Annotated in this window: 20 protein-coding genes and 1 pseudogene; 11 read left to right on the top strand and 10 right to left on the bottom strand. The window is 71.5% G+C overall.

Features of this window, described 5'->3' with window-relative positions; translation table 11 throughout:
- Positions 1-11: 11 nt before the first annotated feature.
- The 8 genes from AN233_RS03670 to kynU all read right to left on the bottom strand — a co-directional run bounded on the left by AN233_RS03670 (position 12) and on the right by kynU (position 8834).
- A complete protein-coding gene (locus AN233_RS03670; protein ID WP_058365496.1) occupies positions 12-671 on the bottom strand; it encodes a cyclase family protein in 660 nt (219 codons plus the stop codon).
- Between the two features lie 116 nt (positions 672-787).
- Positions 788-2038, bottom strand: coding sequence for a M20/M25/M40 family metallo-hydrolase (locus AN233_RS03665; protein WP_080508335.1), 1251 nt, complete (start codon positions 2036-2038; stop codon positions 788-790).
- Positions 2035-2946, bottom strand: coding sequence for a diaminopimelate epimerase (gene dapF / locus AN233_RS03660; protein WP_058365495.1), 912 nt, complete (start codon positions 2944-2946; stop codon positions 2035-2037). Before dapF ends, AN233_RS03665 begins: the two co-directional genes overlap by 4 nt.
- The gene (gene lysA / locus AN233_RS03655; RefSeq protein ID WP_058365494.1) at positions 2943-4385 is read right to left on the bottom strand and encodes a diaminopimelate decarboxylase; all 1443 of its coding nucleotides are present in this window, start codon (positions 4383-4385) and stop codon (positions 2943-2945) included. The genes dapF and lysA overlap by 4 nt, the downstream gene beginning before the upstream one ends.
- Positions 4382-5221 (bottom strand): 2,3,4,5-tetrahydropyridine-2,6-dicarboxylate N-succinyltransferase, encoded by an 840-nt coding sequence (locus AN233_RS03650; protein WP_058365493.1) that lies wholly within the window; start codon positions 5219-5221, stop codon positions 4382-4384. Before AN233_RS03650 ends, lysA begins: the two co-directional genes overlap by 4 nt.
- Positions 5222-5251: 30 nt before the next feature.
- Positions 5252-6082 carry a 4-hydroxy-tetrahydrodipicolinate reductase gene (dapB, locus tag AN233_RS03645; protein ID WP_058365492.1) on the bottom strand — a complete coding sequence of 277 codons (831 nt, stop codon included), beginning with the start codon at positions 6080-6082 and terminating at the stop codon, positions 5252-5254.
- Positions 6079-6990, bottom strand: a complete 912-nt coding sequence (gene dapA, locus AN233_RS03640) for a 4-hydroxy-tetrahydrodipicolinate synthase (protein ID WP_058365491.1) — start codon at positions 6988-6990, stop codon at positions 6079-6081. Before dapA ends, dapB begins: the two co-directional genes overlap by 4 nt.
- A 371-nt stretch (positions 6991-7361) precedes the next feature.
- On the bottom strand, positions 7362-8834 hold the full coding sequence (gene kynU, locus AN233_RS03635; RefSeq protein ID WP_058365490.1) for a kynureninase: 1473 nt from the start codon (positions 8832-8834) through the stop codon (positions 7362-7364).
- 84 nt (positions 8835-8918) lie between these two features.
- Here kynU and AN233_RS17125 point away from each other — a divergent pair, with 84 nt between their 5' ends.
- From AN233_RS17125 to AN233_RS03625, 3 genes are all read left to right on the top strand, one after another.
- Positions 8919-9086, top strand: a complete 168-nt coding sequence (locus tag AN233_RS17125; protein WP_176696633.1) for a hypothetical protein — start codon at positions 8919-8921, stop codon at positions 9084-9086.
- A 65-nt stretch (positions 9087-9151) separates the two neighbouring features.
- The gene (locus tag AN233_RS03630) at positions 9152-10063 is read left to right on the top strand and encodes a 1,4-dihydroxy-2-naphthoyl-CoA synthase (RefSeq protein WP_058365489.1); all 912 of its coding nucleotides are present in this window, start codon (positions 9152-9154) and stop codon (positions 10061-10063) included.
- A 376-nt stretch (positions 10064-10439) separates the two neighbouring features.
- Positions 10440-13226: a PAS domain S-box protein gene (locus AN233_RS03625; RefSeq protein ID WP_058365488.1), complete on the top strand. Its 2787-nt coding sequence runs from the start codon at positions 10440-10442 to the stop codon at positions 13224-13226.
- Between the two features lie 46 nt (positions 13227-13272).
- Here AN233_RS03625 and AN233_RS03620 read toward each other — a convergent pair whose 3' ends face one another.
- Positions 13273-13860 (bottom strand): carboxymuconolactone decarboxylase family protein, encoded by a 588-nt coding sequence (locus tag AN233_RS03620; RefSeq protein ID WP_058365487.1) that lies wholly within the window; start codon positions 13858-13860, stop codon positions 13273-13275.
- A gap of 60 nt (positions 13861-13920) precedes the next feature.
- On the opposite strand from AN233_RS03620, the gene AN233_RS03615 reads away from it, so the two are divergent.
- Both AN233_RS03615 and AN233_RS03610 read left to right on the top strand, forming a co-directional pair.
- Positions 13921-14853: a 1,4-dihydroxy-2-naphthoate polyprenyltransferase gene (locus AN233_RS03615; protein ID WP_058365486.1), complete on the top strand. Its 933-nt coding sequence runs from the start codon at positions 13921-13923 to the stop codon at positions 14851-14853.
- A 15-nt stretch (positions 14854-14868) separates the two neighbouring features.
- Positions 14869-15978, top strand: a complete 1110-nt coding sequence (locus AN233_RS03610) for a mandelate racemase/muconate lactonizing enzyme family protein (protein ID WP_058365485.1) — start codon at positions 14869-14871, stop codon at positions 15976-15978.
- 131 nt (positions 15979-16109) lie between these two features.
- On the opposite strand, the gene AN233_RS03605 is transcribed toward AN233_RS03610, so the two are convergent.
- Positions 16110-16574: a halocyanin domain-containing protein gene (locus AN233_RS03605; RefSeq protein ID WP_058365484.1), complete on the bottom strand. Its 465-nt coding sequence runs from the start codon at positions 16572-16574 to the stop codon at positions 16110-16112.
- An 84-nt stretch (positions 16575-16658) separates the two neighbouring features.
- On the opposite strand from AN233_RS03605, the gene AN233_RS03600 reads away from it, so the two are divergent.
- The 6 genes and pseudogenes from AN233_RS03600 to AN233_RS17875 all read left to right on the top strand — a co-directional run.
- Positions 16659-17462 carry an enoyl-CoA hydratase/isomerase family protein gene (locus tag AN233_RS03600; protein ID WP_058365483.1) on the top strand — a complete coding sequence of 268 codons (804 nt, stop codon included), beginning with the start codon at positions 16659-16661 and terminating at the stop codon, positions 17460-17462.
- Between the two features lie 74 nt (positions 17463-17536).
- Positions 17537-17860, top strand: coding sequence for a hypothetical protein (locus tag AN233_RS03595; RefSeq protein ID WP_058365482.1), 324 nt, complete (start codon positions 17537-17539; stop codon positions 17858-17860).
- A gap of 90 nt (positions 17861-17950) precedes the next feature.
- A complete protein-coding gene (aglM, locus tag AN233_RS03590; RefSeq protein WP_058365481.1) occupies positions 17951-19249 on the top strand; it encodes a UDP-glucose 6-dehydrogenase AglM in 1299 nt (432 codons plus the stop codon).
- Positions 19250-19970: 721 nt separating this feature from the next.
- Positions 19971-21158, top strand: a complete 1188-nt coding sequence (gene aroC / locus AN233_RS03585; RefSeq protein ID WP_058365480.1) for a chorismate synthase — start codon at positions 19971-19973, stop codon at positions 21156-21158.
- Between the two features lie 173 nt (positions 21159-21331).
- A complete protein-coding gene (locus AN233_RS03580; protein WP_058365479.1) occupies positions 21332-23227 on the top strand; it encodes a 2-oxoacid:acceptor oxidoreductase subunit alpha in 1896 nt (631 codons plus the stop codon).
- A 3-nt stretch (positions 23228-23230) separates the two neighbouring features.
- Positions 23231-23401, top strand: a pseudogene (locus AN233_RS17875) (thiamine pyrophosphate-dependent enzyme); the annotation flags it as partial.

Here is a 23401-nt window from a genome sequence, read left to right as displayed (position 1 = left end):
AGCCCGACCGCCTACCGTGTCTCCGCGACCACTCGTGCCGGGGCGCCGTCGCCCTCCGCGAGCGGGAGCGGGAAAGCGTAGACGGTGAACCGGTCGGGCAGGCCGGCGAGGTTCCGCAGGTTCTCGACTATCGGCCGGTCCGCGCCGAGCAGCGCGTGGTGGGCGGGGAAGCCAGTCGGCTCGTCGCCGGGCTCGTGGTCGGTCGGCTCCGCGGGCGCGGTCGGGTCGGGACCGAACGCGTCGATACCGACACCGACGCCCGCGTCGACGCATCGCTCCGCGAACGCGGGGGTCAGAAACGGGTGGTCGCGGTAGGCGTCGGTTCCCCACGCATTGGCCCAGCCGGTGCGGACGACGAGCAGGTCGATCTCGGGGTCGAGGTCGTCGGGGAACGCGGCCGGTTCGATCCCCTCCCGGGCCTCACACGGCGTCAGGTCGAGGAGGCGCGCGTCGAACACCCACTCGCCGACCCCGCCGTCGTCGAGCGTCGCGCCGTCGGGTTCGGTGTGTCGCGGCGCGTCGACGTGGGTGCCGGCGTGGCTGCCGAGCTCGACCGAGTGAACCGAGTAACCGTCCGCCTCGTGGGTCGCGGCCGGCTCGACCGACACGTCCGGGTCGCCGGGGTAGGTCGGCGCGCCCGTCCGGAGGGGGTGCGAGAGGTCGCGGTACATGGTCGTCCATCGGCGGGGGGTCTCAAAAGTGCGGTCACGCGACGCCGCGGCAGAAAAACGGCCTCAGCACGGCCGGTGACAAAAAAGGCAGAAGCACGGCCGGTCGTAAAACCCGACTACGCCTCCACCGGTCCCAGCAGGGCCGAGAGCGCGCGTTCGACCGCCGCGGTCGCCCACTCGACCTCGCGGACGCGGACGTACTCGCGCTCGGCGTGCGCGACCGCACCGTCGCCGTCAGCGAGGTCGCCGGGGCCGAAGACGACCGTCGGGGCGGGCGCGAAGTACGAGGCTTCGGTCGCCGCGGAGAAGGGGCGAGCCTCCGCGCCGCGCTCGGCGGCGGCGCCCGCGGGCCGAGTGCCGTCGACGGCCTGCCGGAGCGTCCGAGGGAGTCGGTGGTCGGGGTCGGTGGCGAACGCCTCCAGGAACGGCGAGTCGCGCTCGGTTAGCGACACCGCGACGCCCACGGCGTCGTCGACCGCCGCGCGCACGTCCGCTTCGAGCTCGTCTCGGAACCCACCCACGGATTCGGGGGGCACGCTCCGCCGGTCGACCGTCACCGCACACCGGTCCGGCACCTGGTTCGTCGCGCCGCCGCCCTCGATGGCGGTCGGCGTGAGCTTCGGCGGGCCGAGCTGTGGGTGCGCCTCGGCGTCCGCGTCGAAGGTCCGGATCGCCGCGAGCGCGTCCTCCGCGGCCGCGACGGCGTTGACGCCCGCGAACTCGGCGGCGTGGGCGTTCTCGCCGGCGAGTTCGACCGTCCCCTCGAAGCGCCCCTTGGCGGCGGTGCAGACATCCAGCCCGGTCGGCTCCCCGACCAGAAACAGGTCGCCGTCGAGCGCGTCCGCGGTGCCCGACAGCTTCCCCGTCAGCGCCGCGGCACCGAGCGAGAGCACCTCTTCGTCGGGCGTGATCGCGAGCGTGAGCCGACCGCGGTCGACATCGGCGGACAGAAACCCTCCCACCAGCGCCGCGAGCGGTCCTTTCGCGTCGCAGGCGCCCCGCCCGCGGATCACGTCCACGCCCGCCTCGTCCTCAACGACCGCGTCACGGTCGCGCTCGAAGGGCACGTCGGGCGAGACCGTGTCGAGGTGCGTGTTCAGGACGACGTGGGGGTCGGCGTCCGCAGACTCTCCAGGGGGCGTTCGCGTGGCGAGGACGTTTCCGGCGTCGTCAACCGCGGCGTCGACGCCGTGTTCCGCGAGCGTCGCGACCAGCAGGTCTCGTGCATCCGTCACGTCCTCGTGGCACGGAAGCCGCACCATTTCGACGAGGAACGAGACGGGGTCGTAGGCCTCGGGATCGGTCGGAGGAGACGCGTCGAGGTCGGCCACGTCGACCGGTCCGACTCCGTCCGGAGGTCCGGTCATCGCGGATCGGCGGGGAGCGTCCCTTCGTACTCCACCTCGACGGGACCGGCCAGCCACGCCGGGGCGTCGTCCGGGACCGTCACTTCCAGCCGACCGCCGGGCGGGGTGGTGTGGACCTCCTCGCCGTCGACGCGGCCCGTGTGGACCGCGGCCGCGCCGATGGCCACGCCGCCGGTCCCGCAGGATCGCGTCTCGTCCTCGACGCCGCGCTCGAACGTGCGCTGCGCGAACACCGGGACCCCCTCCTCCGTCTCGCCGGCCGGCGACGCGAGGTTGACGTTCGTGCCCTCGGGGAAGATCGCCGCGTGACGGACCGGCTCCGCGACCGCCGCGAGGTCGTGTGCGTCCACGTCCTCGACGAACGCGACCGCATGCGGGACGCCCGTGTTCACGGCGGTGACGGTCAGCCCCTCGACCTCGGTCTCGATCAGCGGGCCGTCGTGCTCGACCGGGACGCGCTTGGGGTCGAACGCGGGCGTCCCCATCTCGATCTCGACGTAGTCGTCGTCCGGGCTCACGTGCGCGTGTCTGGTCCCCGCCTGCGTGTCGATCATGAACTCCGTCTCGCCGGTGCGCTCCTGGGCCCACGCGGCCGCACACCGCGCGCCGTTGCCGCACATCGAGGCGGTCGAGCCGTCCGGCTGGACCAGCGTCATCACGACGCGAGCCGGGGAGTAGCGCTCGGTCACGTCCAGAAAGAGCACGCCATCGGCGCCCCGACGCCCGGTCGCTGCGCTCGTGCCGCCGTTCCGCGACGACTCCCCGACGCTCACGCCCGTCTCGCGGTCGCAGTGCGTGCGAGCGAAGGCGGCCCGGTCCGGGACCGGATCGGTGGCGTCGACGACGAGGAAGTCGTTGCCCGTGCCGTGGTACTTCGTGAACTCCACGGCGCTCGTCGCGCGGCTCACGCCTCCACCTCCGTCAGGTCAGCGAGCGTCTCGCGGCGGCGGACGACGCGGGCGTCGGCGTCCGGTTCGGCGTCGCTCGCGTCCCCGCCGTTCGCGTCTTCCCCTCCGAGCGCGACCTCCGCGGGCCGCGGCCGGGAGTTGTACTGATTCGCCATCTCGTAGCCGTACGCGCCCGCAATGCCCAGCGCCAGCAGGTCGTCGCGCTCGGGCTCCGGGAGCGGTCGGTTCTCGCAGAACACGTCGGCGCTCTCGCAGATCGGGCCGGTGACGGTGACGCCGACCGTCTCGCGGTCCATTGGGTCCGCGTCGGCCGCCGCCGACGATCCTCCGCCGAGGTTGCGGATGGGATGGTAGGCGTCGTACATCGCCGGGCGGAGCAGGTCGGTCATGCCGGCGTCAACGCCCGCGACGACCGTCTCCGGCGTCGGCTTCACCGTGTTGACGCGCGTCAGCAGGACGCCCGCGTCCGCGACGACGTAGCGACCGGGCTCGACCGCGAGGCCGGCGGTTTCGCCCTCGCCGGAACCGCCCCCCGCGGCGGGCGGTCGGGGGACCTCGCCGAGCGCCTCGCGGGTCGCGGCCGCCACCGCGTCCAGGTCCAGCGCCGGCGCGTCCTCCTCGTAGGGGACGCCGAAGCCGCCGCCGACATCGACGTACTCCAGGTCGACGGGGGCGGCCGCGTCGCCGGTCCCGTCGGCGTCGTCCGCGCTCGGCGCGGTCAGCGTCCGCGCCAGCTCCCCCATCCGAGAGACGAGTTCGCGGTGGCTGTCGAGTTGGCTCGGGTCGATACCGGAGCCGGCGTGGGCGTGGATGCCCACGACCTCGAACCGCTCCGTCGCGTCGCGGACGACCTCCGCCGCGCGGTCGTACGGGACGCCGAACTTCGCGTTCGCGCCGGTGCGGACCTTCTCGTGGTGGCCCGCGCCGACGCCCGGGTTGACGCGGACGCAGACGCGGCCGTCGTACCCGCGCTCCGCGAGGCGGTCGAGGGTGTCGACCGCGCCCGCGGTGACCGTCAGGTCGGGGTTGTCGGTCCACGCCTCGTCGACGACGTAGTCGAGGTCGCGGGCCGGCGGGTTGACCGCGGTGTAGTGGAGCCGGTCGCCCGCGAAGCCGGCCGCGAGCGCGCGGTGGAGCTCCCCGGCGGAGGCGCACTCGGCGTCGAGGCCCGCCTCGCGGACCGTCTCGAGGACGGCCCGTCCAGTGTGGGCCTTCACGGCGTAGCGAACGTCCGCGTCGGGAAACGCGGCGCGAAGCCGCGCGCAGTTCTCCCGCACGCGGTCGAGGTCGATGGCGTACAGCGGCGTGTCGTGCGTCGCGGCGAGGTCGCGGAGCCGGTCCGCGTCCCAGTCCGCGACTCGACGTACGTCGGGGCCGAGATCGGAGGCGGGCGCGGAGGCGGCGTCCGTCGCGGCGTCCCCGGCGGTGGCGTCGCTCATTCCCGGAGCGCCTCCTCCCGCTCGGTGGCCTCGAGGGTGCGCTCCTCCACGTCGGTCGCGACGACCGCGGGCTTGTACGCGCCGCCCTCGAAGAGGTCGTGGTCGCCGACCGAGGACTCCACCATCCGGGTGAACGCGCGGCGGTCCGACGGCAGGTGGCCGTAGAGGACCTCCTCCTCCACGAGGTCGTACACCGGGATGCGCGGCGTCAGCAGGGTGTTCTCGCCGACGACGGAGTTCTCTCCCACGCGGAAGCCGGAGGTGACCCGACAGCCAGCGCCGAGCGAGACGTTGTCCTCGACGACCACGGGGGCGTCCTCGACCGGCTCGAGCACGCCGCCGATCAGCGTGTTCGCGCCGAGCTTGACGCCCTCGCCGAGCTGGGCACAGGAGCCGACCGTGTCACACGAGTCGACGAGCGTGCCGTCACCGACGTACGCGCCCATGTTGACGAACGAGGGACTCATCATGATGCAGTCGCTGCCGAGGTAGGCGCCGCGCCGGATCGCGGTTCCGTCCGGCGTGTTTCTCGTTCCGCGCTCCGCCAGATCGGCGGTGTCGCGCAGCGGGAGCACGTCGTGGTAGGTGACGCCGCCGTACTCGCGCGCCTCGGTCTGCCGGAGGCCGAAGTTGAGCAGGATGCCTCGCTTGACCCACTCGTTGGCCGTCCAGGAGGTCACGTCGTCGCCGGTCTTCTCGGCCGCGCGGACCTCGCCGGCCTCCAGCGCGTCGAGGAACGCGTCCAGCGTCGCCTCGTCGTCCGCCGTCGTGTCGGTCGCGGTCAGTCCCTGGTCGTAGCGCCGCCAGAGGTCCTCGATGTCGGTTTCGAGCGTCATGTTGTGTCGTGTGAAGGGAGTGGGTCGTTTTTACTCGTCGGTTGCGGCATCGACCGCGTCCGCGAACTCGTAGCGGCCGGAGGGCTGGTCGGCGAGCCAGACGGCCGCGTCGAGCGCGCCGATCGCGAACACGGCGCGGTCGCCCGCCCGATGGGTCAGCTCCAGCGTCTCGCGGTTGCCCGCCAGCAGCACCTCGTGCTCGCCGGTCACGTCGCCCGCTCGGCGGGCGTGGACGCCGATTTCTGTGGGGTCACGCGGCGCCTCGCCCTCGCGACCGTGTGTCCGCGCGTCGAGGTCGTCGCGCTCATCCTCGATATCGTCGAGGAGCGTCTTCGCGGTGCCGGAGGGGGCGTCGCGCTTGCCGTTGTGATGCGTCTCGGTCAGCTCGACATCGTAGCTCGGGACCGCACGCACCGCCTCGCGGACGGCCCGGCGGAGCGCCAGCACCCCCCGCGAGAAGTTCGACGCCTTCAACAGCGGAACCGCCTCGCTCGCCTCGCGGAGCCGTCGCGTCCCCGAGGAGTCGAAGCCCGTGGTGCCGGTGACGACCGCGACGCCCGCCTCGGCGGCCGCCTCGGCGTAGTCGGCCGCGGAGTCGGGACCGGTGAAGTCGACCAGCACGTCCGGGTCCGCGTCCGCGAGCAGTCGGTCGAGGTCCTCGGCAGGGTCGACCGCCACGCCCGCGATCGGCTCCGTCTCGGAGCGGTTCACCGCGAGGACGACGCGCACGTCCGCGCGCTCGGTCGCCGCCTCGATCACCTCGCCGCCCATTCGTCCGCCCGCGCCGGTGACGGCGATGCGGACCGGTTCGGCGTCGTCCGCACCGTCAGCGTCGCCCGCGTCCGAGCCGCGCCCGCTCATCGCGTCGCCTCCGCGACGTCCGGTTCGCCGCCCTCGTACTCCGCGAGCAGGTCGGCCAGTTCCTCGCGGTGCTCCTCCGAGAGCCGCGTGAGCGGCGGGCGGACTCTCGGCGAGCCCATCCCGCGGAGGTGCATCGCCTCCTTCACCGGAATGGGGTTCGTCTCCGTGAACAGCGCGCGCGTCAGCGGCCCGAGCTCGTGGTGGAGCTCGCGGGCGCGATCGTAGTCGCCCGCCAGCGCTGCGCCGACCATCGCGCAGGTGCGCTCCGGTTCGACGTTGGCGACGACGCTGATGGTGCCGCGGCCGCCGACCGAGAGGATGGGGAGGGTGAGCCCGTCGTCGCCCGAGAGGACCGAGAACTCCTTCTCTCGCGTGCGCTCGACGACCTCGGAGATCAGGTTGAGGTCGCCGGAGGCCGCCTTGTAGCCCGCGACGTTGGGGTGGTCGGCGAGTTCGACGGTCACGTCCGCGGGGATGGACTGCCCCGTCCGCGAGGGGACGTTGTAGACGATCTGCGGGAGGTCCACCGCGTCAGCCACCGTGCGGTAGTGTTCGAGGAAGCCCGCGGGTTCGGGCTTGTTGTAGTACGGCGAGATGAGCAGGAGTCCGTCCGCGCCGGCATCGGCCGCGCGCTGGGAGAGCGAGAGCGCCTCCGCGGTGTTGTTCGATCCGGTGCCGGCGATGACGGGCACGTCCTCGACCGCGGCCGCGACGGTCTCGATCACCTCGACGTGTTCGTCGTGGGTCATCGTCGCCGATTCGCCGGTGGAGCCGACGGGAACGAGTCCGTCGACGCCCGCCGCTTCGAGGTACTGCGCGTTGGCCGCAAGCTGGTCGTGGTCGATGCCGTCGTCCGTGAACGGCGTCGTCATCGCGGGGAAGACGCCGTCGAGCGTGATGTCGGTCATGGGGTGTGTCGGTGTGTGTCGTGTGGGGTCCCGCGGATGGTGCCGCGGGTGGGTGTCGACTGTCGGGTGTCGGTCGCGAGTCGGAACGAAGCACGCGCACGAGCGCGTCCGGGTGCTGCCCGGTGCCGGGGGTCGTCCGTGACGGGGTCGCCACTCCCGCCTGCGGACGCGTCACGCGCGTTTTTTCGAGAAGAGCCGCGCCGCTTCGGGAGCCGCGGAGCAGGTCGTGGACGCGGTCTGTGTCACGTTCGCCCGTGCGGCCGAGAGCGTCTTATACGTTGCGTCCGCGGCCGAACTACTTCGGCAGGGAGGGCCGCGGCGGGTGTCGGGGTCCTCCCTCGGAGGTCGTGGACCGGCCTCGCCGTCCGGGATCAGGTGACGCCGTCGCCGGTCGGGTCGAACGCCTCGTGAGCGTCGTCCGTGAGTATCGCTTCGAGGGTGGCGACGACCTCCACCACGTCCCCGAAGCTCGTGTAAAGCGGCGCGGGACAGACCCGAACCACGTTCGGCGGCCGGAAGTCGACCACGACGCCGCGGTCCTTCAGCGCGAGGCTCAGCTGCTCCGCGTCGGTGTGTTCCAGCGCGAGGTGACCGCCGCGGGCGTCGTGGTCGCGGGGAGTTCCAACCGATACCGCCGGCAGCCGCGCGTCCACGAGCGCGGCGAGGAAGTCCGTCAGCGCCAGCGACTTCGCGCGGACGCAGTCGATCCCCGCCTCCCGGACGACTTTGAGCGCACCGTCCAGCGGCGCCGTCGCGAGGATCGGCGGCGTCCCGATCTGCCACGCGCCGGCGGAGTCGGCGGGCGTGTAGGTCATGTTCATCTCGAACTGAGTCGCCTTCTCGTGACCCCACCACCCCGCCAGCGCCGGGGTGAGGCCGTGGTGACGCTCGGCGACGTAGAGCCCGGCGATGGATCCGGGACCGGCGTTGAGGTACTTGTAGGTGCACCACGTCGCGAAGTCGACGCCCGCCGCCGAGAACTCGTGGGGAACGACGCCCGCGGTGTGAGCCGCGTCGAAGCCGGCGTAAGCGCCGTGGGAGTGGGCCGCCGCCGCGATCCGCGACACGTCGAACAGCTGTCCGGAGCGGTAGAGCGCGGTCGGCATGTAGACGATCCCCACGTCGTCGTGTCGCTCCAGCGCCGCCTCCACGTCCGCGGGGTCGATCGTGCGCCCGTCGCGGCTCTCCACGACGCGGCACTTCTCGTCGGGGTCGATCCCTCGAGTCCGCAGGGCCGCGCGGACCGCGTAGTGGTCCGAGGGGAAGTCGAGCTCGTTGACCAGCACCGCGGGCGCGGGGCGGGCGGCGTCGCCTCCGCCGACCGCGTCTCCGCCGACCGCGTCCCCGGAACCCGATCCCCACGTCCCATCCGCGGCCGCGTGGCCCTCGATATCGGGGCCGTTCCCGGCCAGCAGCTCGTCCAGAAACGTCCCGACGAGCGTGTGGACGTTGACGGTGATCGAGTTGCCGACGACGACCTCCTCGGGTGCGGCGCCCACGAGCGGCGCCATCGCGTCGCCGACGCGCTCGGCGTACTCGAACCACGGCGGCTCGGCGTCGGTCCAGCCGCCGATCAACAGCTCCCGCCACTCGTCGACGACGCGGTCGAGGCTCGCCAGCGCGGCGTCGGCGGCCGGCCCCAGCGAGTTGCCGTCCATGTACAGCGCGTCCTCCGGAAGGTGAAACCGGTCCGCGAACCCCGCGAGCGGGTCGGCCGCGTCCAACTCGCGCGCGGTCGCGGCCGGCTCCGGTCCCGGATCCGCCGCGCCGGCGTACGGATGATCGGGTGCGCGGTCACCCGCGGTCGTCTCCGGTCCGTCCGCGCTCGGCTCCGAATCGTCCATGCGCGAGGGGGCGGTCGCGGGACATTAGGGGTTCCGGAGGCGGTCGTCGGTCCTTATAAGCCGGCGGCGGACGGAGTCCTCCCCATGTCCGAGAACCTCGACGACGCGGTCGAGACGTTTCTGACCGAGTACGAGCGCGCGAAGGAGGAGTACGATCAAGGGTACGCCGACGCGGACGCCACGCTCGAACTGGTGGAGACCCACGTCGCGACGCTGCGCGAGGCGGTCGAGGAGCGCGAAGACGGGGCGTAGTTCTCGTCGACCACGCCGCGTCGCGACCCGCGGTCATTTATGAGCGCCCCCGTGCAAGCGCGGGTATGGTCTCGGAGCTGTTCGACCCCGACGCGTGGGAGGAAGTGACCGACGAGTTCGACGACGTGACCTACCACCGCGGGGTCGACGTCCCCGCCGTCCGCATCGCCTTCGACCGCCCTGACGTGCGCAACGCCTTCCGGCCCGGCACCGTCGACGAGCTGTACGCCGCGCTCGACCACGCCCGCAAGCAGGCGGACGTGGGCTGCGTCCTCCTGACCGGCAACGGCCCCTCGGAGAAGGACGGCGGCTGGGCCTTCTGCGCCGGCGGCGACCAGTCCGTCCGCGGCGGCTCCGGGTACGAGTACCGCGACGACGACGAGGCGGGCGACGAGGACGACGAACTGGTCCGCCAAGCGCGCGCCGGCCGGCTCCACATCCTCGAAGTCCAGCGGCTGATCCGCTTCATGCCCAAGCCCGTGGTCGCGGTCGTCCCCGGCTGGGCGGTCGGCGGCGGCCACTCGCTGCACGTCGTCTGTGACCTCACGCTCGCGAGCGACGAGCACGCGAAGTTCCTCCAGACGGACCCCGACGTGGCCTCCTTCGACGGCGGCTTCGGCTCCGCGTACCTCGCCAAGCAGGTCGGACAGAAGAAGGCCCGCGAGGTGTTCTTCCGCGGCAAGACCTACTCCGCCGAGGAGGCGGTCGACATGGGCATGGCCAACGAGGCGATCCCCCACGAGGAGCTGGAGGACGTGGCCCTGGAGTGGGTCGACGAGATGACGAGCAAGTCCCCGACCGCGATGCGGATGCTGAAGTACGCGTTCAACATGACCGACGACGGCATGGTCGGCCAGCAGGTGTTCGCCGGCGAGGCCACGCGCCTCGCGTACATGACCGAGGAGGCCCAGGAGGGCCGCGACGCCTTCCTCGAGAAGCGGGACCCCGAGTTCGACGACTACCCCTGGCACTACTGAACCTCGACCTTTTTCTGCGTCGGGTTCGCGCGGCGCAGAGCGCCGCGCTCACCGCTCCTTGAAAAATGTCGATCAAAAAGGGGCCGCGGTCGGCGCTGCGGGCGCTGCGCGCCCTCGCGCCGCCGCGGTACAAAAATCTCGACAGAAACAGCACCGCCACAGCACCGCAACCGCCACACCGCCACAGCACCGCAACCGCCACACCGCCACAGCACCGCAACCGCCACACCGCCACAGCACCGCAACCGCCACACCGCCACAGCACCGCATCGTGACCGGAGAGGGTGCCTCGCAGGCTGCCACCGGTTTTTCCCCGCACCGTGCGCGTACGATTGTGTCACACACTTATGCTGGCGCGCTTCGAAACGTCGGATGAATGAGCGATCAGGACGCGTCGATCCGCGTGCTCCACGTCGAGGACGACCCCGAGTTCGCGGAGATGGCGGGGGCGTTCCTCGAGCGCGAGGACGACCGGATCCGGGTGCGATCCGCGGCGGACGCCGAGGAGGCGCTGGAGCTGCTGTCCGCGTCCGCGTTCGACTGCGTCGTCTCGGACTACGAGATGCCCGGACTGAACGGCATCGAGTTGCTCCGAGCCGTCCGCGAGGACCACCCCGACCTGCCGTTCATCCTCTTCACCGGAAAGGGGTCCGAGGAGGTCGCCGGAGAGGCAATCTCCGCCGGCGTGACCGACTACCTCCAGAAGGGGACCGCGACCGAACAGTACGAACTGCTCGCGAACCGGATCGACAACGCCGTCGACGCCACGCAGGCCCGCCGTAAGCTGTCCGAGCGGACGCGCCGGCTGGAGACCCTGATCAGCAACCTCCCCGGGATGATCTACCGCTGCCGGAACGAGCCCGACTGGCCCATGATGACCGTTGGAGGCGAAGTGGAGGCGCTCACCGGCTACTCCGCGGCGACGCTGGAGCGGAACGAGGTCAAGTGGGGGACCGACGTGCTCCATCCGGACGACCGCGAGGAGATGTGGGCGGCGGTGCAGGACGCCCTCGACACGGACGGGAGCTTCGAGGTGACCTACCGGATCGTCACCGCCGATGGAGCGACCAGATGGGCCTGGGAGCGCGGACGCGGCGTCTATGACGACGGCGAACTCGTCGCGCTGGAGGGGTTCATCACCGACATCACCGACCGCAAGCGGCGCGAGGAACGCCTCCAGCGGACGACCGCCCGGCTCGAGGCGCTGTTCGAGGACTCCCCGGACATGATCGACGTCCACGACGTCGAGGGAAACATCCTCGACGCGAACCCCCGCCTCTGTCGGGAGACGGGATACGACGAGGCCGAGCTCACCGACATGACCGTTGCGGACCTCGACCGCCGGATCGACCCGGAAGACACCGACGAGATCTGGCGGGACATCCCCGTCGGCGATCGGCTGGAACTGGAGACCGTCTACGAGCGCCGCGACGGCTCGACGTTCCCGGTCGAGGTCCACGTTCGCCGGCTCGACCTCGACGGCGAGGAGCGGTTCATCGTGAACAGCCGGAACATCGCCGACCGGAAGCGCCGCGAGCGGAAGCTGGAACAGCTTCGCGAGTGGACGCGAGAGCTCAACCACACGCAGTCCACGGCGGAGACGGCGCGACTGGCGAACGAGGCCGCGGACGAGCTGATCGGCGCGACGCTGAGCGGCGTCCACCTCCTGAACGAGGCGGGAACGGTGCTCGAACCGGTCGCACTCGGCGACTCCGTTCCGGACATGTTCGAGGACCCTCCCTCCTACGATCGCGGGTCGCCGGGCGGGAGCCGCGCCGCCCTCGCCTGGGAAGCGTTCGAGGGCGAGGAATCTATCTATCTCCCCGAAGCGTCCGCCTCGCCCCGACTCGACGAGGAGACGCCCGCCGAGAGCGTGCTACTGCATCCGATCGGCGACCGCGGGCTGTTCATCATCTCCTCGCCCGAGGCGTACGCGTTCACCGAGACGGACCGCTTCCTGGTCGAGATCCTCGCGAACCACCTCGAGACCGCGCTCGAGCGCGTGACGCGGGAGGAGACGCTGCGAACCCGCGAGGACCGGCTCGGACAGCTCCACGACGCGACCCGGGACCTGATCCGGGCCGAGTCGCGGGACGCGATCGCGGACTGCGCCGTCGCCGCCGCCGAGGAGATCCTCGGGTTCTCCGCGACGGTAGTCCGGCTCTACGATCCCGAGGCGAACGGCCTAGTCCCGATCGCGGAGTCGGACTCCGTGAGCGACACGCTCCCGGAGCGTGAGGTGTTCACGCCGGAGTCGGGCAGCCTCAACTGGAAGTGCTACGAAGCGGGCACGGTCGGCGTCTACGACGACATCGAGGACGGCGTGGGGGCGGTCGACCGCGGGACCGGCCTCCGGAGCCTGATGGTCCTCCCGATCGGCGATCACGGAACGATCTCCGTGGGGGAGACGGAGCCGAACGCGTTCGACGCCACCGACGAGTTCCTCGCGCGCATCCTCGCGACCGCCACGGAGACGGCCTTCGACGAACTGGAACGCGAGCACGAACTCCGACAGCGCCGCGACGAGCTGAAGCGCCAGAACGAGCGGCTCGAGGAGTTCGCCCACGTCGTCAGCCATGACCTCCGGAACCCCCTCACGGTTGCACAGGGGCGTCTCGACCTCGCGCTCGAGGAGACCGACAACGAGCACCTCCCGCCGGTCTCGCGGGCGCTGGACCGGATGGGCGAGCTGATCGACGACCTCCTGACGCTCGCACGGAACGGGGAAGCGGTCGGGGATCCGGAGTCGGTCGACCTCGCCGCGCTCGCCGCGGGCTGCTGGGAGAACGTCGGCGAGACGAATGCGGCCGCGTGTGTCGTCGAAACCGATCGGACGGTCCGGGCCGACCGGAGCCGGCTCCAGCAGCTCCTCGAGAACCTGATGGCCAACGCGGTCGAGCACGGGGGACCCCACGTGACGGTGACGGTGGGCGACCTGCCGGACGGCTTCTACGTCGAGGACGACGGAGTCGGCGTCCCGGAGACGGACCGCGGGACGGTCTTCGAGGCGGGCCACTCCACGAGTTCCGACGGCACCGGGTTCGGCCTCTCCATCGTCCAGGGGATCGCGGAGGCCCACGACTGGGGGGTCAGGCTGGTCGAAGGCGAGAGCGGCGGCGCGCGCGTCGAGGTGACCGGGGTCGACACGGCCGGCGACGCGTAGGTCGGACCCACGGGAGTGTGCTAATCGCGTGTGGCGGCTCCGACCCTCACCGCGGGTCCCACCCGGAGAGAGGCTCCTCGTCCGCTTCCAGGTCCAGCTTCAACGCGTCAATGACGTGCGCGAGACCGGTGTACGTGCCAGCGATGACCGCGACGCCGACGACGGTGTCCGTTGGGTAGTGTTCCGCGAGCGCCGCGTGGAGCGCGTCGTCCGTCTCCCCGCGAACGACCGCACGAACGTACGCCACCAGCGCGCGCTCGTCGGCGTCAAGCCCCGCGTCCGCGAGCGCGTCGGCGTCCGCGAGCGTCTCGGGGTCCTCGCGCGCGAACGCGGTGACGGCGTAGATGGCCTCGTCGTCGATCCCCGCGTCGCGGGCGATGTTGACGTGCTGGTGCCACTCGTACCGGCTCCCGACCGCGGCCGCGCTCGCGAGGATGACGAGCTCGCGCTCGCGCTCGGTGAGTCCCGTCTCCGACCAGAGCGCCTCGAGATGGCCCCTGAAGCCCACGAGGACGGCGGGCGCGTTGCCCAGCGCGCGGTAGAGGTTCAGGGGCTTCCCCTGCAGGCGGGAGTTCAGCAGGTCGCGGTGCTCCGCGGGCACGTCCGCGGGGTCGACGTAGGGTACGCGAGCCATGCCGGCGATACGGCGGCCCCGATGGTAACCTTAAGGGGGCACTCGGGCCAACCACCGCCAATGAGCACTGAGGTGTCGCGGACGCGGGCGTGGGTCATGGCGGCCCGCCCGCAGACGCTCCCCGCGGCGGCCGCGCCGGTCGCGGTCGGCGTCGGCCTCGCGGTCTCGGACGGCGTGTTCGCCCCGCTGCCCGCGCTGTTCGCGTTCGTGGGGGCCGCGCTGATCCAGGTCGGGACGAACTTCGCGAACGACTACTACGACGCCGTGCAGGGCGCGGACACCGAGGACCGGGAGGGGTTCACCCGCGTCACGGCCGCGGGGATCATCGAGCCGCCGGCGGTGAAGCGGGCGATGTGGCTGACGTTCGCGGCCGCGATCCTCGTGGGGACCTACCTCGTCTACGTCGGCGGAATCCCGATCCTCGTGATCGGCCTCCTGTCGGTCGCCGCGGGCGTCGCATACACCGGCGGTCCCTACCCCCTCGGCTACCACGGCCTCGGGGACCTGTTCGTCTTCGTCTTCTTCGGCGTCGTCGCGGTGACGGGCACCTACTACGTGCAGGCGGCGGCTCTCCTCGCCGGCCCGTTCCCCACCGGGATCCCTGAGGGGACCGTCACCCTCGCGGCGGTCGTCGCCAGCCTCCCGGTCGCGGCGATCTCCACGAACATCCTCGTGGTGAACAACGTGCGCGACCTGGAGGAGGACGCCGAGACCGGCAAGCGGACGCTCGCGGTCCGGTTCGGTTACCGCTTCTCCCGCGCCCAGTTCCTCGCCCTGCTCGCGCTCGCGTACCTGACGCCCGTCTGGTTCATACTCCGGGACGGCTACGACCTCCCGGTGCTCGCACCGCTTCTCACGCTCCCGCTCGCGGCGAGCGTGAGCCGGACGGTCCTGACCGAGACGGGCGGCGAGGCGCTCAACCCGGCGCTGGAGGCGACCGGAAAGCTGCTCGCGGCTTACGCGGGCCTGTTCGCGGTCGGGCTGGCGGTGTGAGGTGATCGCCTGATCATGCACGCACGGCGCTTCTCGCTTCCGCTCGCACGTCCGCTCGGGACCGCCCGGGGTGAGATCGCGGAGCGCGAGGGGTTCGTCGTCGGCGTCGAGCCGGAGGCGGACGCGGTCCCGTCCCGCGGCGTGGGCGAGGCGACGCCGCTCCCGGGATGGACCGAGTCGCTCGCGGCGTGCGAGCGTGCGCTGGAGGCCGCGGCCGAGCGGGCGAGCCCGGACGCGAGCCCGCCCGACCTCGACGCCGAGCGCTTTTCGGACGCGCCCGCGGCGCGTCACGCGGTATCGCTCGCACGCCTCGACGCCGACGCGCGGGCGGCAGGTGAGTCCCTCGCCGACCGCCTCGCCGCGAGTCAGGGCCTGCCCGCACCCACGGACGCGGTCCCGGTCAACGCCACCGTCGGTGACAGCGACCCGGCGACGACCGCGGCCGCGGCCCGCGAGGCGGTCGAGGCGGGGTTCCGAACGGTGAAGGTGAAAGTCGGCGCTCGCGACCTCGGTGCGGATCTCGAACGCCTGCGCGCCGTCAGAAAGACGGTCGACGACGCCGCGGAGACCGCGGGCGAGGCCGTTCCTCCTCGCGTCGCCCTCCGTGCCGACGCCAACGGCGCATGGGACCGAGAGACGGCGGAACGCGCGCTCGCGGCGACCGCCGCTCCCGAGATCGACCTCGCGTCCGTCGAGCAACCCCTCCCGCCGGAAGACCTCGCCGGGCACGCTGCGCTCCGGGAGGGGTTCGACGTGGGCGTCGCGCTCGACGAGTCGCTGGCCGCGGCCGGTCTCGACGCGGTGCTGTCGGCGGGCGCCGCGGACGCGGTCGTGCTCAAGCCCATGGCGCTGGGAGGACCGGACCGCGCGCTGTCGGCGGCGGTCCGCGCCCGGGACGCGGGCGTCGAGCCGGTCGTCACCACGACCGTCGACGCGGTCGTCGCCAGGACCGCAGCGGTCCACGTGGCGGCCGCGATCCCCGACGTGTCCGCCTGCGGGCTCGCGACCGCGGACCTGCTCGCCGAGGACCTGGCACTTGACCCGGCGCCCGCGGCCGGCGGGGCGATCGGGGTCCCGGAGGACCCGGGCGTCGCCGGCGAGGCGTTCGACGACCTCGTGTTCTGAACGGGCGCGACGGAGGCCGGGAACGGAACTCGCCGACGGAATACCGCCGACAGAAATCCACCACCGAATACCGCCGACAGAAATCCACCACCGAATACCGCCGACAGAAATCTGTCGTCTCGGGTGCTCGACTACTCGGCCTCGTACTCCTCGTCCACGACGTGTACGGCGCCGCGCATTCCGCTCGCCTGATGGGGGGTACAGACGTACCGGTAGACGCCCGTCTCCTCGAAGGTGTGCTCGAAGGTGCTGCCGGAGTCGCGGTAGGAGTCGGACTCGAAGACGCCGTTCTCCTCGGTCACGTCGTGGGTGCCGCCCTCGCCGGTCCACTCCCAGACGACCCGGGTTCCGGTTCGGACCCGGACCGCTGGCGGTGCGAACGCCAGCCCGCCGGCCGCGCCGACCGCGATCCGGATGGCGTCCTGCCCCAGCACGTTCTCGGTGCCATCGAAGTTCCCGACGCCCGAGAACCAGTCGCCGTACAGCTCCTCGGCCTCGTCGTCTCCGCCGTCCGAACCGCCCAGACAGCCCGCGGTCGCGACCGCGCCGAGACCGGCCGCACCCGCGAGCACCCGCCGTCGCGTCGTCTCGTCCATGGTCGGTCTTGGTGGAGGGGACGGTAAAGCACCGCGCTCCGCCGGCGGGAAACGGCTATATGCCGGCCGCGAAAGGTCCGGACCATGACCGAACTCGACATCGACACGGTGCGGCTGGAGCGTGAGGGCGGGATCGCCCGGGTCGTACTGACCGCGCCCGAGCGCCGGAACGCCCTGAGCGTGGACATGGCCCGCGGGATCGTCGACGCGGTGAACGCCGTGGAGGGGTCCGACGCGCGCGTCGTCGTGCTGGAGGGCGAGGGGGCGGCCTTCTGTGCCGGCGGCGACGTGTCGATGATGGTCGACCGCCACGAGGGCGACGAGCCGCTGGAGGACGCGGTCCGCCACGTCGTCCGCGACACCGGCCGGGCGGTCCGGCGCGTCGCGGAGTGTGAGTTCCCCACCGTCGCGAAGGTCGACGGCCCCGCGTTCGGCGCGGGCGGAAATCTCGCGATCGCCTGCGACATCCAGCTCCTCTCCGAATCCGCGTCGATCGGCTTCGGGTTCAGAAACGTCGGCCTCGCGGTCGACTCGGGCACCTCGTACCTCCTGCCGCGGCTCGTCGGCGACAACGTCGCCCGGGAGCTCGTCTTCACCGGCGAACTCGTCGCCGGCGAACGCGCGCTCGACCTGGGGCTCGCGAACCACGTCTATCCCGACGACGAGTTCGAGACGGAGGCGGAGGCCTTCGTCGCGGAGATCGCCGAGGGACCGAGCGTCGCCCTCCGCACCTCGAAGCGCCTGCTCAGACACGGGCCGGACGGGAGCCTCGACGCCGCCATCGAGAACGAGGCCGCCGCACAGGCGGCGGTACTCGACTCCGACGACCACGCCGAGGGCATCGCGGCGTTCGTCGAGCAGCGGGAGCCCGAGTTCGAGGGGCGCTAAGGGGCTCGCGAGCGGGCGGCGTCGGAGAGCCGACGGGGCCGGATTTTTGAGGCCGGAGGCCACACGCTTCCCCGATGGCAGCCAGACCGCCGACCGGGGGTACCGAGGAACCGGACGCGATCGAGTTCGGGATCGCGGCGCTGGACGCCCGCCTCGACGAGACGGACCTCCAGTTCCCCGCGACGGCCGAGGAGGTCCGCGCCGCGGTCAGGAACGCGGAGGTCCCGTACGACGCGTCGGGGCACACCCTCACGCTCGACGCGGCGCTCGCGGAGGCCGACGCCGACCGGTTCGAGACGCGGACCGAACTGCTCGACGAACTGCATCCCGTCTTCGAGCGCCGGCGCCGGCAGGGCGGTGGTCCGATCGCGCGGCTGCGGGACCTGCTGCCGTTTTGAGGGCGCGGTTCACGAAGCGACCGGCCACGGCGTGTTCGCGTCCCGTTCCGTCGAGCAACACTCTTGAGGCCCGGCGCGGTTTCCTCGCGTATGCAGATCAACGTCGTCGGGAGCGGCTACGTCGGGACGACGCTCGCGGCCTGCCTGGCCGAGATGGGCCACGACGTGACCGCGATCGACATCGACGAGGCGGTCGTCGCGGCGATCAACGACGGCAGCGCGCCGATCCACGAGCCCGGACTCGACGAGCTGCTGGCGGAACACGTCGGCGACCGCCTGCGCGCGACGACGTCCTACGACGACCTCGCCGCGGCCGAGGTGACGTTCCTCGCCATCGGCACGCCTTCGCGCGCGGACGGCAGTATCGATCTGGGAGGGCTGACCGCGGCCGGGGAGATGGTCGGCGAGGCGCTCGCGAGGCTCGGTCCCGACGAGCGCCACCTCGTCGTCGTCAAGAGCACCGTCACGCCGCCCGGCGTCGAGGAAGTCCGCGAGGCCGTCCTCGCGGGCGCGGGCGAGGCCGCCGACCGCGTCGGCGTCGCGACGAACCCCGAGTTCCTGCGTGAGGGGACCGCCGTCGAGGACTTCCAGCAGCCGGACAAGGTCGTCTTCGGGACGGACGGCACCTGGGCGCTGGAGCGGTTGGAGGCGGTCTACGAGCCGCTTATCGCGAGCGAGGACCCCGACGTGGTCCGAACCGACCCGAAGACGGCCGTGCTGATCAAGTACGCCAACAACGCCTTCCTCGCGGCGAAGGTGTCGCTGGCGAACGACCTCGGCAACGTCTGCAAGGAGTTCGGCGTCGACGCCTACGAGGTGATGGACGCCGTCGGCCTCGACGACCGCATCGGGTCGCGGTTCCTCCGGTCGGGAGTCGGCTGGGGCGGAAGCTGCTTCCCGAAGGACGTGGCGGCCATCACGGCGGCCGCGAAGGCGGCCGGCTACGACCCCGCGATGTTGGAGGCCGCGACCGCGGTGAACGACCGCCAGCCGGAGCGCCTGCTCGACCTGCTGGACGACCACGTCGACGTGAGCGGGCGACGCGTCGCGGTGCTCGGACTCGCGTTCAAGCCCGGCACCGACGACGTGCGGAACTCGCGGGCGATCCCCGTCATCGAGGGCCTGCTCGCCCGCGGTGCGGAGGTGGTCGCCTACGACCCCGTCGCGACCGCGAACATGCGCGAGCGGTTCTCGGACGGCGAGGTCTCCTACGCCGACTCCGCCGCGGCGGCGCTCGAGGACGCCGCCGGCGCGGTCGTCGTCACCGACTGGGACGAGTTCGCCGCCCTCGACGACGAGTTCGACGCTATGGCCGAGTCCGTCGTCGTCGACGGCCGCCGGATCGTCGAGCGCCGCGACGGCATCACCTACGAGGGGCTGACGTGGTAGCGTGATTCGGGACTGATCGATGCGGGGACCGCGGTGATCGTGACGGCGAGCCCCGTCAGCGGTCGCTGCGTCGTGACCGAGGTGGGGCCGCGTTGAACGTTCCAGCCGACTTCCCCTGCGACGTGTCTGGGTTTTCTGTGACTGCTGCTGGTCCTGCTGCTCGGGCTGGAGACTTCCCGAAAGCCCCAGCCGGCTCTCCCTCATACGCTGCCGTGTTCATTCCTGATCCTGCTGCTTGAGACAGCACCACCCAGAAAGCCCCAGTCGGCTCGACCGACCGCGCCTCGCTGCGCTCCTCGCTCTCCGCAACGCCCGCTGCGGTGCTTACGTCGTCGGGGCCGGATCGAGCCGACTGCCCCTTTCAGTCCCACCCGGCACCGCAACCGCACCGCAGGCCTCGCACCTCCCCAGCCTCGGCGGCGGCGCGGCCGCGAACCGCAACGCACAGCAGGCGGCCGCGCCACCGCCTCCCTCGCGCGGTCGCGGCGACACGCTTCGCGGTCGCCGCGGCGCGCGCCGACCGCACAGCACCGCTCCGCAACTGCCTGGAACTGCCTGCAACCCCACAATCACCGCCATGGCACCGTAACCGCCCGCAACCGCCACAGCAGGGGAGCCGCAGTTCCGTCCGAGTCCGCCCGGGCCACCGTGCGCGCACGACCGCGGCCGCCCGCTTGCACGGAGTGCAACGCCTAAATGCCCGCGTCCCAACGACGAGGTAATGAACGGCAACCGGTTCGGTCGCCTCTTTCAGGTGACCACCTACGGGGAGAGCCACGGGGACGCGATGGGCGTCACGGTGTCGGGGTGTCCCGCGGGCGTCGACCTCTCGACGGAGGCGATCCAGCGCGACCTCGACCGGCGGAAGCCGGGCCAGTCGATGATCACCACCTCGCGGGGCGAACCCGACGCGGTCGAGATCCGGTCGGGGATCCAGGACGGCTACACCACGGGCACGCCGATCGGGATGACCATCGAGAACAAGGACGCGCGCTCGGGCAAGTACGAGCCGTACGTCACCGCACCGCGGCCCTCGCACGGCGACTACACCTACTCCGCGAAGTTCGGCACGCGCAACTGGGGCGGCGGCGGCCGGTCGTCGGCGCGCGAGACGGTGAACTGGGTCGCGGCGGGCGCGGTCGCGAAGCAGGTGCTCGAACAGTCCGAGCACGACGTGGAAATCAAGGCGCACGTCAACCGCATCGGCGACGTGGAGACCGACGACGTGAGCTTCGAGCAGCTCCTGGAGGAAAGCGAGGAGAACGACGTGCGCTGTGCGGACCCCGAGGCGGCCGCGGAGATGCAGGAGCTCGCGGAGGAGTACCAGCGGCAGGGCGACTCCATCGGCGGCTCCATCTACTTCGAGGCGCGCGGCGTCCCTCGCGGGCTCGGCGCGCCGCGGTTCGACTCGTTCCCCTCGCGGCTCGGCGCGGCGCTGATGGCGGTCCCCGCGACCACCGCCTTCGAGTTCGGCCTCGGACGGGAGGCCGCGTCGGTCCCCGGCACCGAGCGCAACGAGGACTGGGAGTTCGACGACGGGGAGTCACACCCCGAGACCGCGAGCGAGGAGGGCGACCCGGTCCCGGTCGGCAACGCCCACGGCGGGCTGCAGGGCGGTATCACCACCGGCGAGCCGATCTACGGCGAGGTGACGCTGCACGCCCCCACCTCCATCCCGAGCGAGCAGACGACGGTCGACTGGGAGACGGGCGAGGAGAAGGACATTCAGGTCGTCGGCCGCCACGACCCCGTGTTGCCCCCGCGCGGGGTCCCGGTCGTCGAGGCGATGATCTACTGCACCGTCCTCGACTTCATGCTGCTCGCCGGGCGGATCAACCCGGACCGGCTGGACGGCCGACCGGGTGAGTACGACACCGACTACCACGCGGAGCGGCCGGACGGCGAGTAGGCGAGTCCCGCCCGTTCGCGCGGAGTATCCGGGAGTCCGGAAGCCGTGGCCGGCGGCGCAATTTTTGTGCAGATCGGAATCCCCCACAATCGTTCATTGTGAATCCATAGCAAGCCCTATTACGGGCGCGGCGAAACCCTGAGACACTAGGCCTACGGAGGGCCAGGCACAATATGACTACCGACGAACTCATCTGGCGAATCTCGGGGGGGTCCGGCGACGGGATCGCTTCGACCAGCCAGAACTTCGCAAAAGCCCTGATGCGGTCGGGGCTCCACGTGTTCACGCATCGGCACTATCCGTCGCGGATCCGTGGCGGCCACACCTACACGGAGATCCGCGCGTCCGCGGACGAGGTGAAGTCCCGCGGCGACGGCTACAACTTCCTCCTGGCGCTGGGCGACTCCTTCGCCCGGAACCCCTCGGAGGGTGCCGTCTACGGGAACGAGGAGATCAAGCCGCTCTCGGAGAACCTCGACGAGCTGCGCGAGGGCGGGGTCATCGTCTACGACGAGGGCCTGCTCGACGCCTCCGAGATCCCGGACTTCGAGGAGCGCGCCGAGGAGAACGACTGGCACGTCTACCCGCTCGACCTGCGGGGCCTCGCGCGAGAGCAGGGCCGCGAGGTCATGCGGAACACGGCCGGCGTCGGCGCGACCTGCGCGCTGACCGGGATGGACTTAGACCACGTCCAGGACCTCATGCGCGACGCGATGCCGGAGAAGATCCTCGAGCCGAACCTCGAGATCCTGCAGACCGCGTACGACCAGGTCCGCGAGGAGTACGACGTGGACGCCCACGACGTGTCCGTCCCGACCGGCGAGCACGAGGAGGAACAGCTCCTGATGTCCGGTTCGGACGCCATCTCCTACGGCGCCATCGACGAGGGGTGCCGGTTCATCGCCGGCTACCCCATGACGCCGTGGACCGAGGTGTTCACCATCATGACGAAGAACCTGCCCGAACTGGGTGGGATCTCCGAGCAGGTGGAAGACGAGATCGCGGCGGCCGCGCTCGCGGTCGGGGCCTCCCACGCCGGCGTGAAGGCGATGTCCGGCTCCTCGGGCGGCGGCTTCGCGCTGATGTCCGAGCCGCTCGGCCTCGCGGAGATGACCGAGACGCCGGTCGTCCTCGTGGAGGCGATGCGTGCCGGTCCCTCGACCGGGATGCCGACGAAGCCGGAGCAGTCCGACCTCGAACACGTCCTCTACACCTCGCAGGGTGACTCCCAGCGCGTCGTGCTGGCACCCGGCACAGTCGCGGAGGCGTACGAGCAGTCGCGGCTCGCGTTCCGGCTTGCCTACGAGTACCAGATCCCGACGATCCTGCTGTACGACCAGAAGCTCGGCGGCGAACTCGTCAGCGTCTCCAAGAGCCATTTCGACCGCGAGCCCAACCCGACGCTCGGGAAGACGCTCTCGGAGGACCTGCTGGCGGAGCAGCCCCACAGCGAGGACGGGAAGTTCCACCGCTTCCAGCACGAGGCGGAGGACGGCGTCTCCCCGCGGTCCGTCCCGGGCCAGAAGGGCGGCCGCTACCTCGCGACGGGCAACGAGCACGACCCGACGGGCCACATCGCGGAGAGCCCGGACAACCGCGTCGCGCAGATCGACCGCCGCACGCAGAAGCTGGAGGCGATCCGCGCGGACCTGGACACGGAGTCCACGCAGACGTATCACGGCCCCGACGAGGCCCAGTACGGCATCATGACGTTCGGCAGCCAGCAGGGAACCGTCGAGGAGGCCGTCGACCGACTCAACGAGGCCGGTCACTCGGTCAAGTCGCTCGGCGTCTCGGACATGCTTCCGTTCCCGACCGACGAGGTCGCGGAGTTCGTCGAGAGCGTCGACGAGGTGCTCGTCGTGGAGATGACCGCTTCCGGACAGTTCCGCGGGCTCGTCCAGAAGAACCTCGGCCGCTACGGAGAGCAGCTGTCGAGCCTGCTGAAGTACAACGGGAACCCCTTCGAGCCCGACGAGATCGTCGACGGGTTCGAGCGCGTCGTCGTCGACGGCGACGCGGAGATTCCCGGCAACGAGACCACCTTCGTCCCCGCGGCAGGTGACTAACCCATGAGCGCATTCTCAGCAATCGGCGAGGAGCGAGAGGTCGACCGCGACGAGTACACCCCGAGCGTGGAGCCGCAGCCCACGTGGTGTCCGGGCTGTGGCGACTTCAGCGTCCTCAAGTCGCTGAAGCAGGCGCTCCCGGAGGTCGGTCGCTCCCCCGAGGAGACGCTGCTC

The sequence above is a fragment of the Haloparvum sedimenti genome (assembly GCF_001462205.1).
Lineage (GTDB): Archaea > Halobacteriota > Halobacteria > Halobacteriales > Haloferacaceae > Haloparvum > Haloparvum sedimenti.
Note: the sequence above shows the minus strand (reverse complement) of the source record. Positions and strands in the feature narration are given on the sequence as shown.

Bases quoted from the DNA above. Each gene is read 5' to 3' on its own strand.
- AN233_RS03595 (WP_058365482.1), top strand. From the start codon at position 17,537: ATGGCAGCCAGACCGCCGACCGGGGGTACCGAGGAACCGGACGCGATC.
- aglM (WP_058365481.1), top strand. From the start codon at position 17,951: ATGCAGATCAACGTCGTCGGGAGCGGCTACGTCGGGACGACGCTCGCG.
- AN233_RS17125 (WP_176696633.1), top strand. From the start codon at position 8,919: ATGTCCGAGAACCTCGACGACGCGGTCGAGACGTTTCTGACCGAGTAC.
- AN233_RS03630 (WP_058365489.1), top strand. From the start codon at position 9,152: ATGGTCTCGGAGCTGTTCGACCCCGACGCGTGGGAGGAAGTGACCGAC.
- AN233_RS03610 (WP_058365485.1), top strand. From the start codon at position 14,869: ATGCACGCACGGCGCTTCTCGCTTCCGCTCGCACGTCCGCTCGGGACC.
- AN233_RS03620 (WP_058365487.1), bottom strand. From the start codon at position 13,860: ATGGCTCGCGTACCCTACGTCGACCCCGCGGACGTGCCCGCGGAGCAC.
- AN233_RS03615 (WP_058365486.1), top strand. From the start codon at position 13,921: ATGAGCACTGAGGTGTCGCGGACGCGGGCGTGGGTCATGGCGGCCCGC.
- dapA (WP_058365491.1), bottom strand. From the start codon at position 6,990: ATGACCGACATCACGCTCGACGGCGTCTTCCCCGCGATGACGACGCCG.
- AN233_RS03580 (WP_058365479.1), top strand. From the start codon at position 21,332: ATGACTACCGACGAACTCATCTGGCGAATCTCGGGGGGGTCCGGCGAC.
- lysA (WP_058365494.1), bottom strand. From the start codon at position 4,385: ATGAGCGACGCCACCGCCGGGGACGCCGCGACGGACGCCGCCTCCGCG.
- AN233_RS03650 (WP_058365493.1), bottom strand. From the start codon at position 5,221: ATGACGCTCGAAACCGACATCGAGGACCTCTGGCGGCGCTACGACCAG.
- aroC (WP_058365480.1), top strand. From the start codon at position 19,971: ATGAACGGCAACCGGTTCGGTCGCCTCTTTCAGGTGACCACCTACGGG.
- AN233_RS03670 (WP_058365496.1), bottom strand. From the start codon at position 671: ATGTACCGCGACCTCTCGCACCCCCTCCGGACGGGCGCGCCGACCTAC.
- kynU (WP_058365490.1), bottom strand. From the start codon at position 8,834: ATGGACGATTCGGAGCCGAGCGCGGACGGACCGGAGACGACCGCGGGT.
- AN233_RS03600 (WP_058365483.1), top strand. From the start codon at position 16,659: ATGACCGAACTCGACATCGACACGGTGCGGCTGGAGCGTGAGGGCGGG.
- AN233_RS03625 (WP_058365488.1), top strand. From the start codon at position 10,440: ATGAGCGATCAGGACGCGTCGATCCGCGTGCTCCACGTCGAGGACGAC.
- dapB (WP_058365492.1), bottom strand. From the start codon at position 6,082: ATGAGCGGGCGCGGCTCGGACGCGGGCGACGCTGACGGTGCGGACGAC.
- AN233_RS03665 (WP_080508335.1), bottom strand. From the start codon at position 2,038: ATGACCGGACCTCCGGACGGAGTCGGACCGGTCGACGTGGCCGACCTC.
- AN233_RS03605 (WP_058365484.1), bottom strand. From the start codon at position 16,574: ATGGACGAGACGACGCGACGGCGGGTGCTCGCGGGTGCGGCCGGTCTC.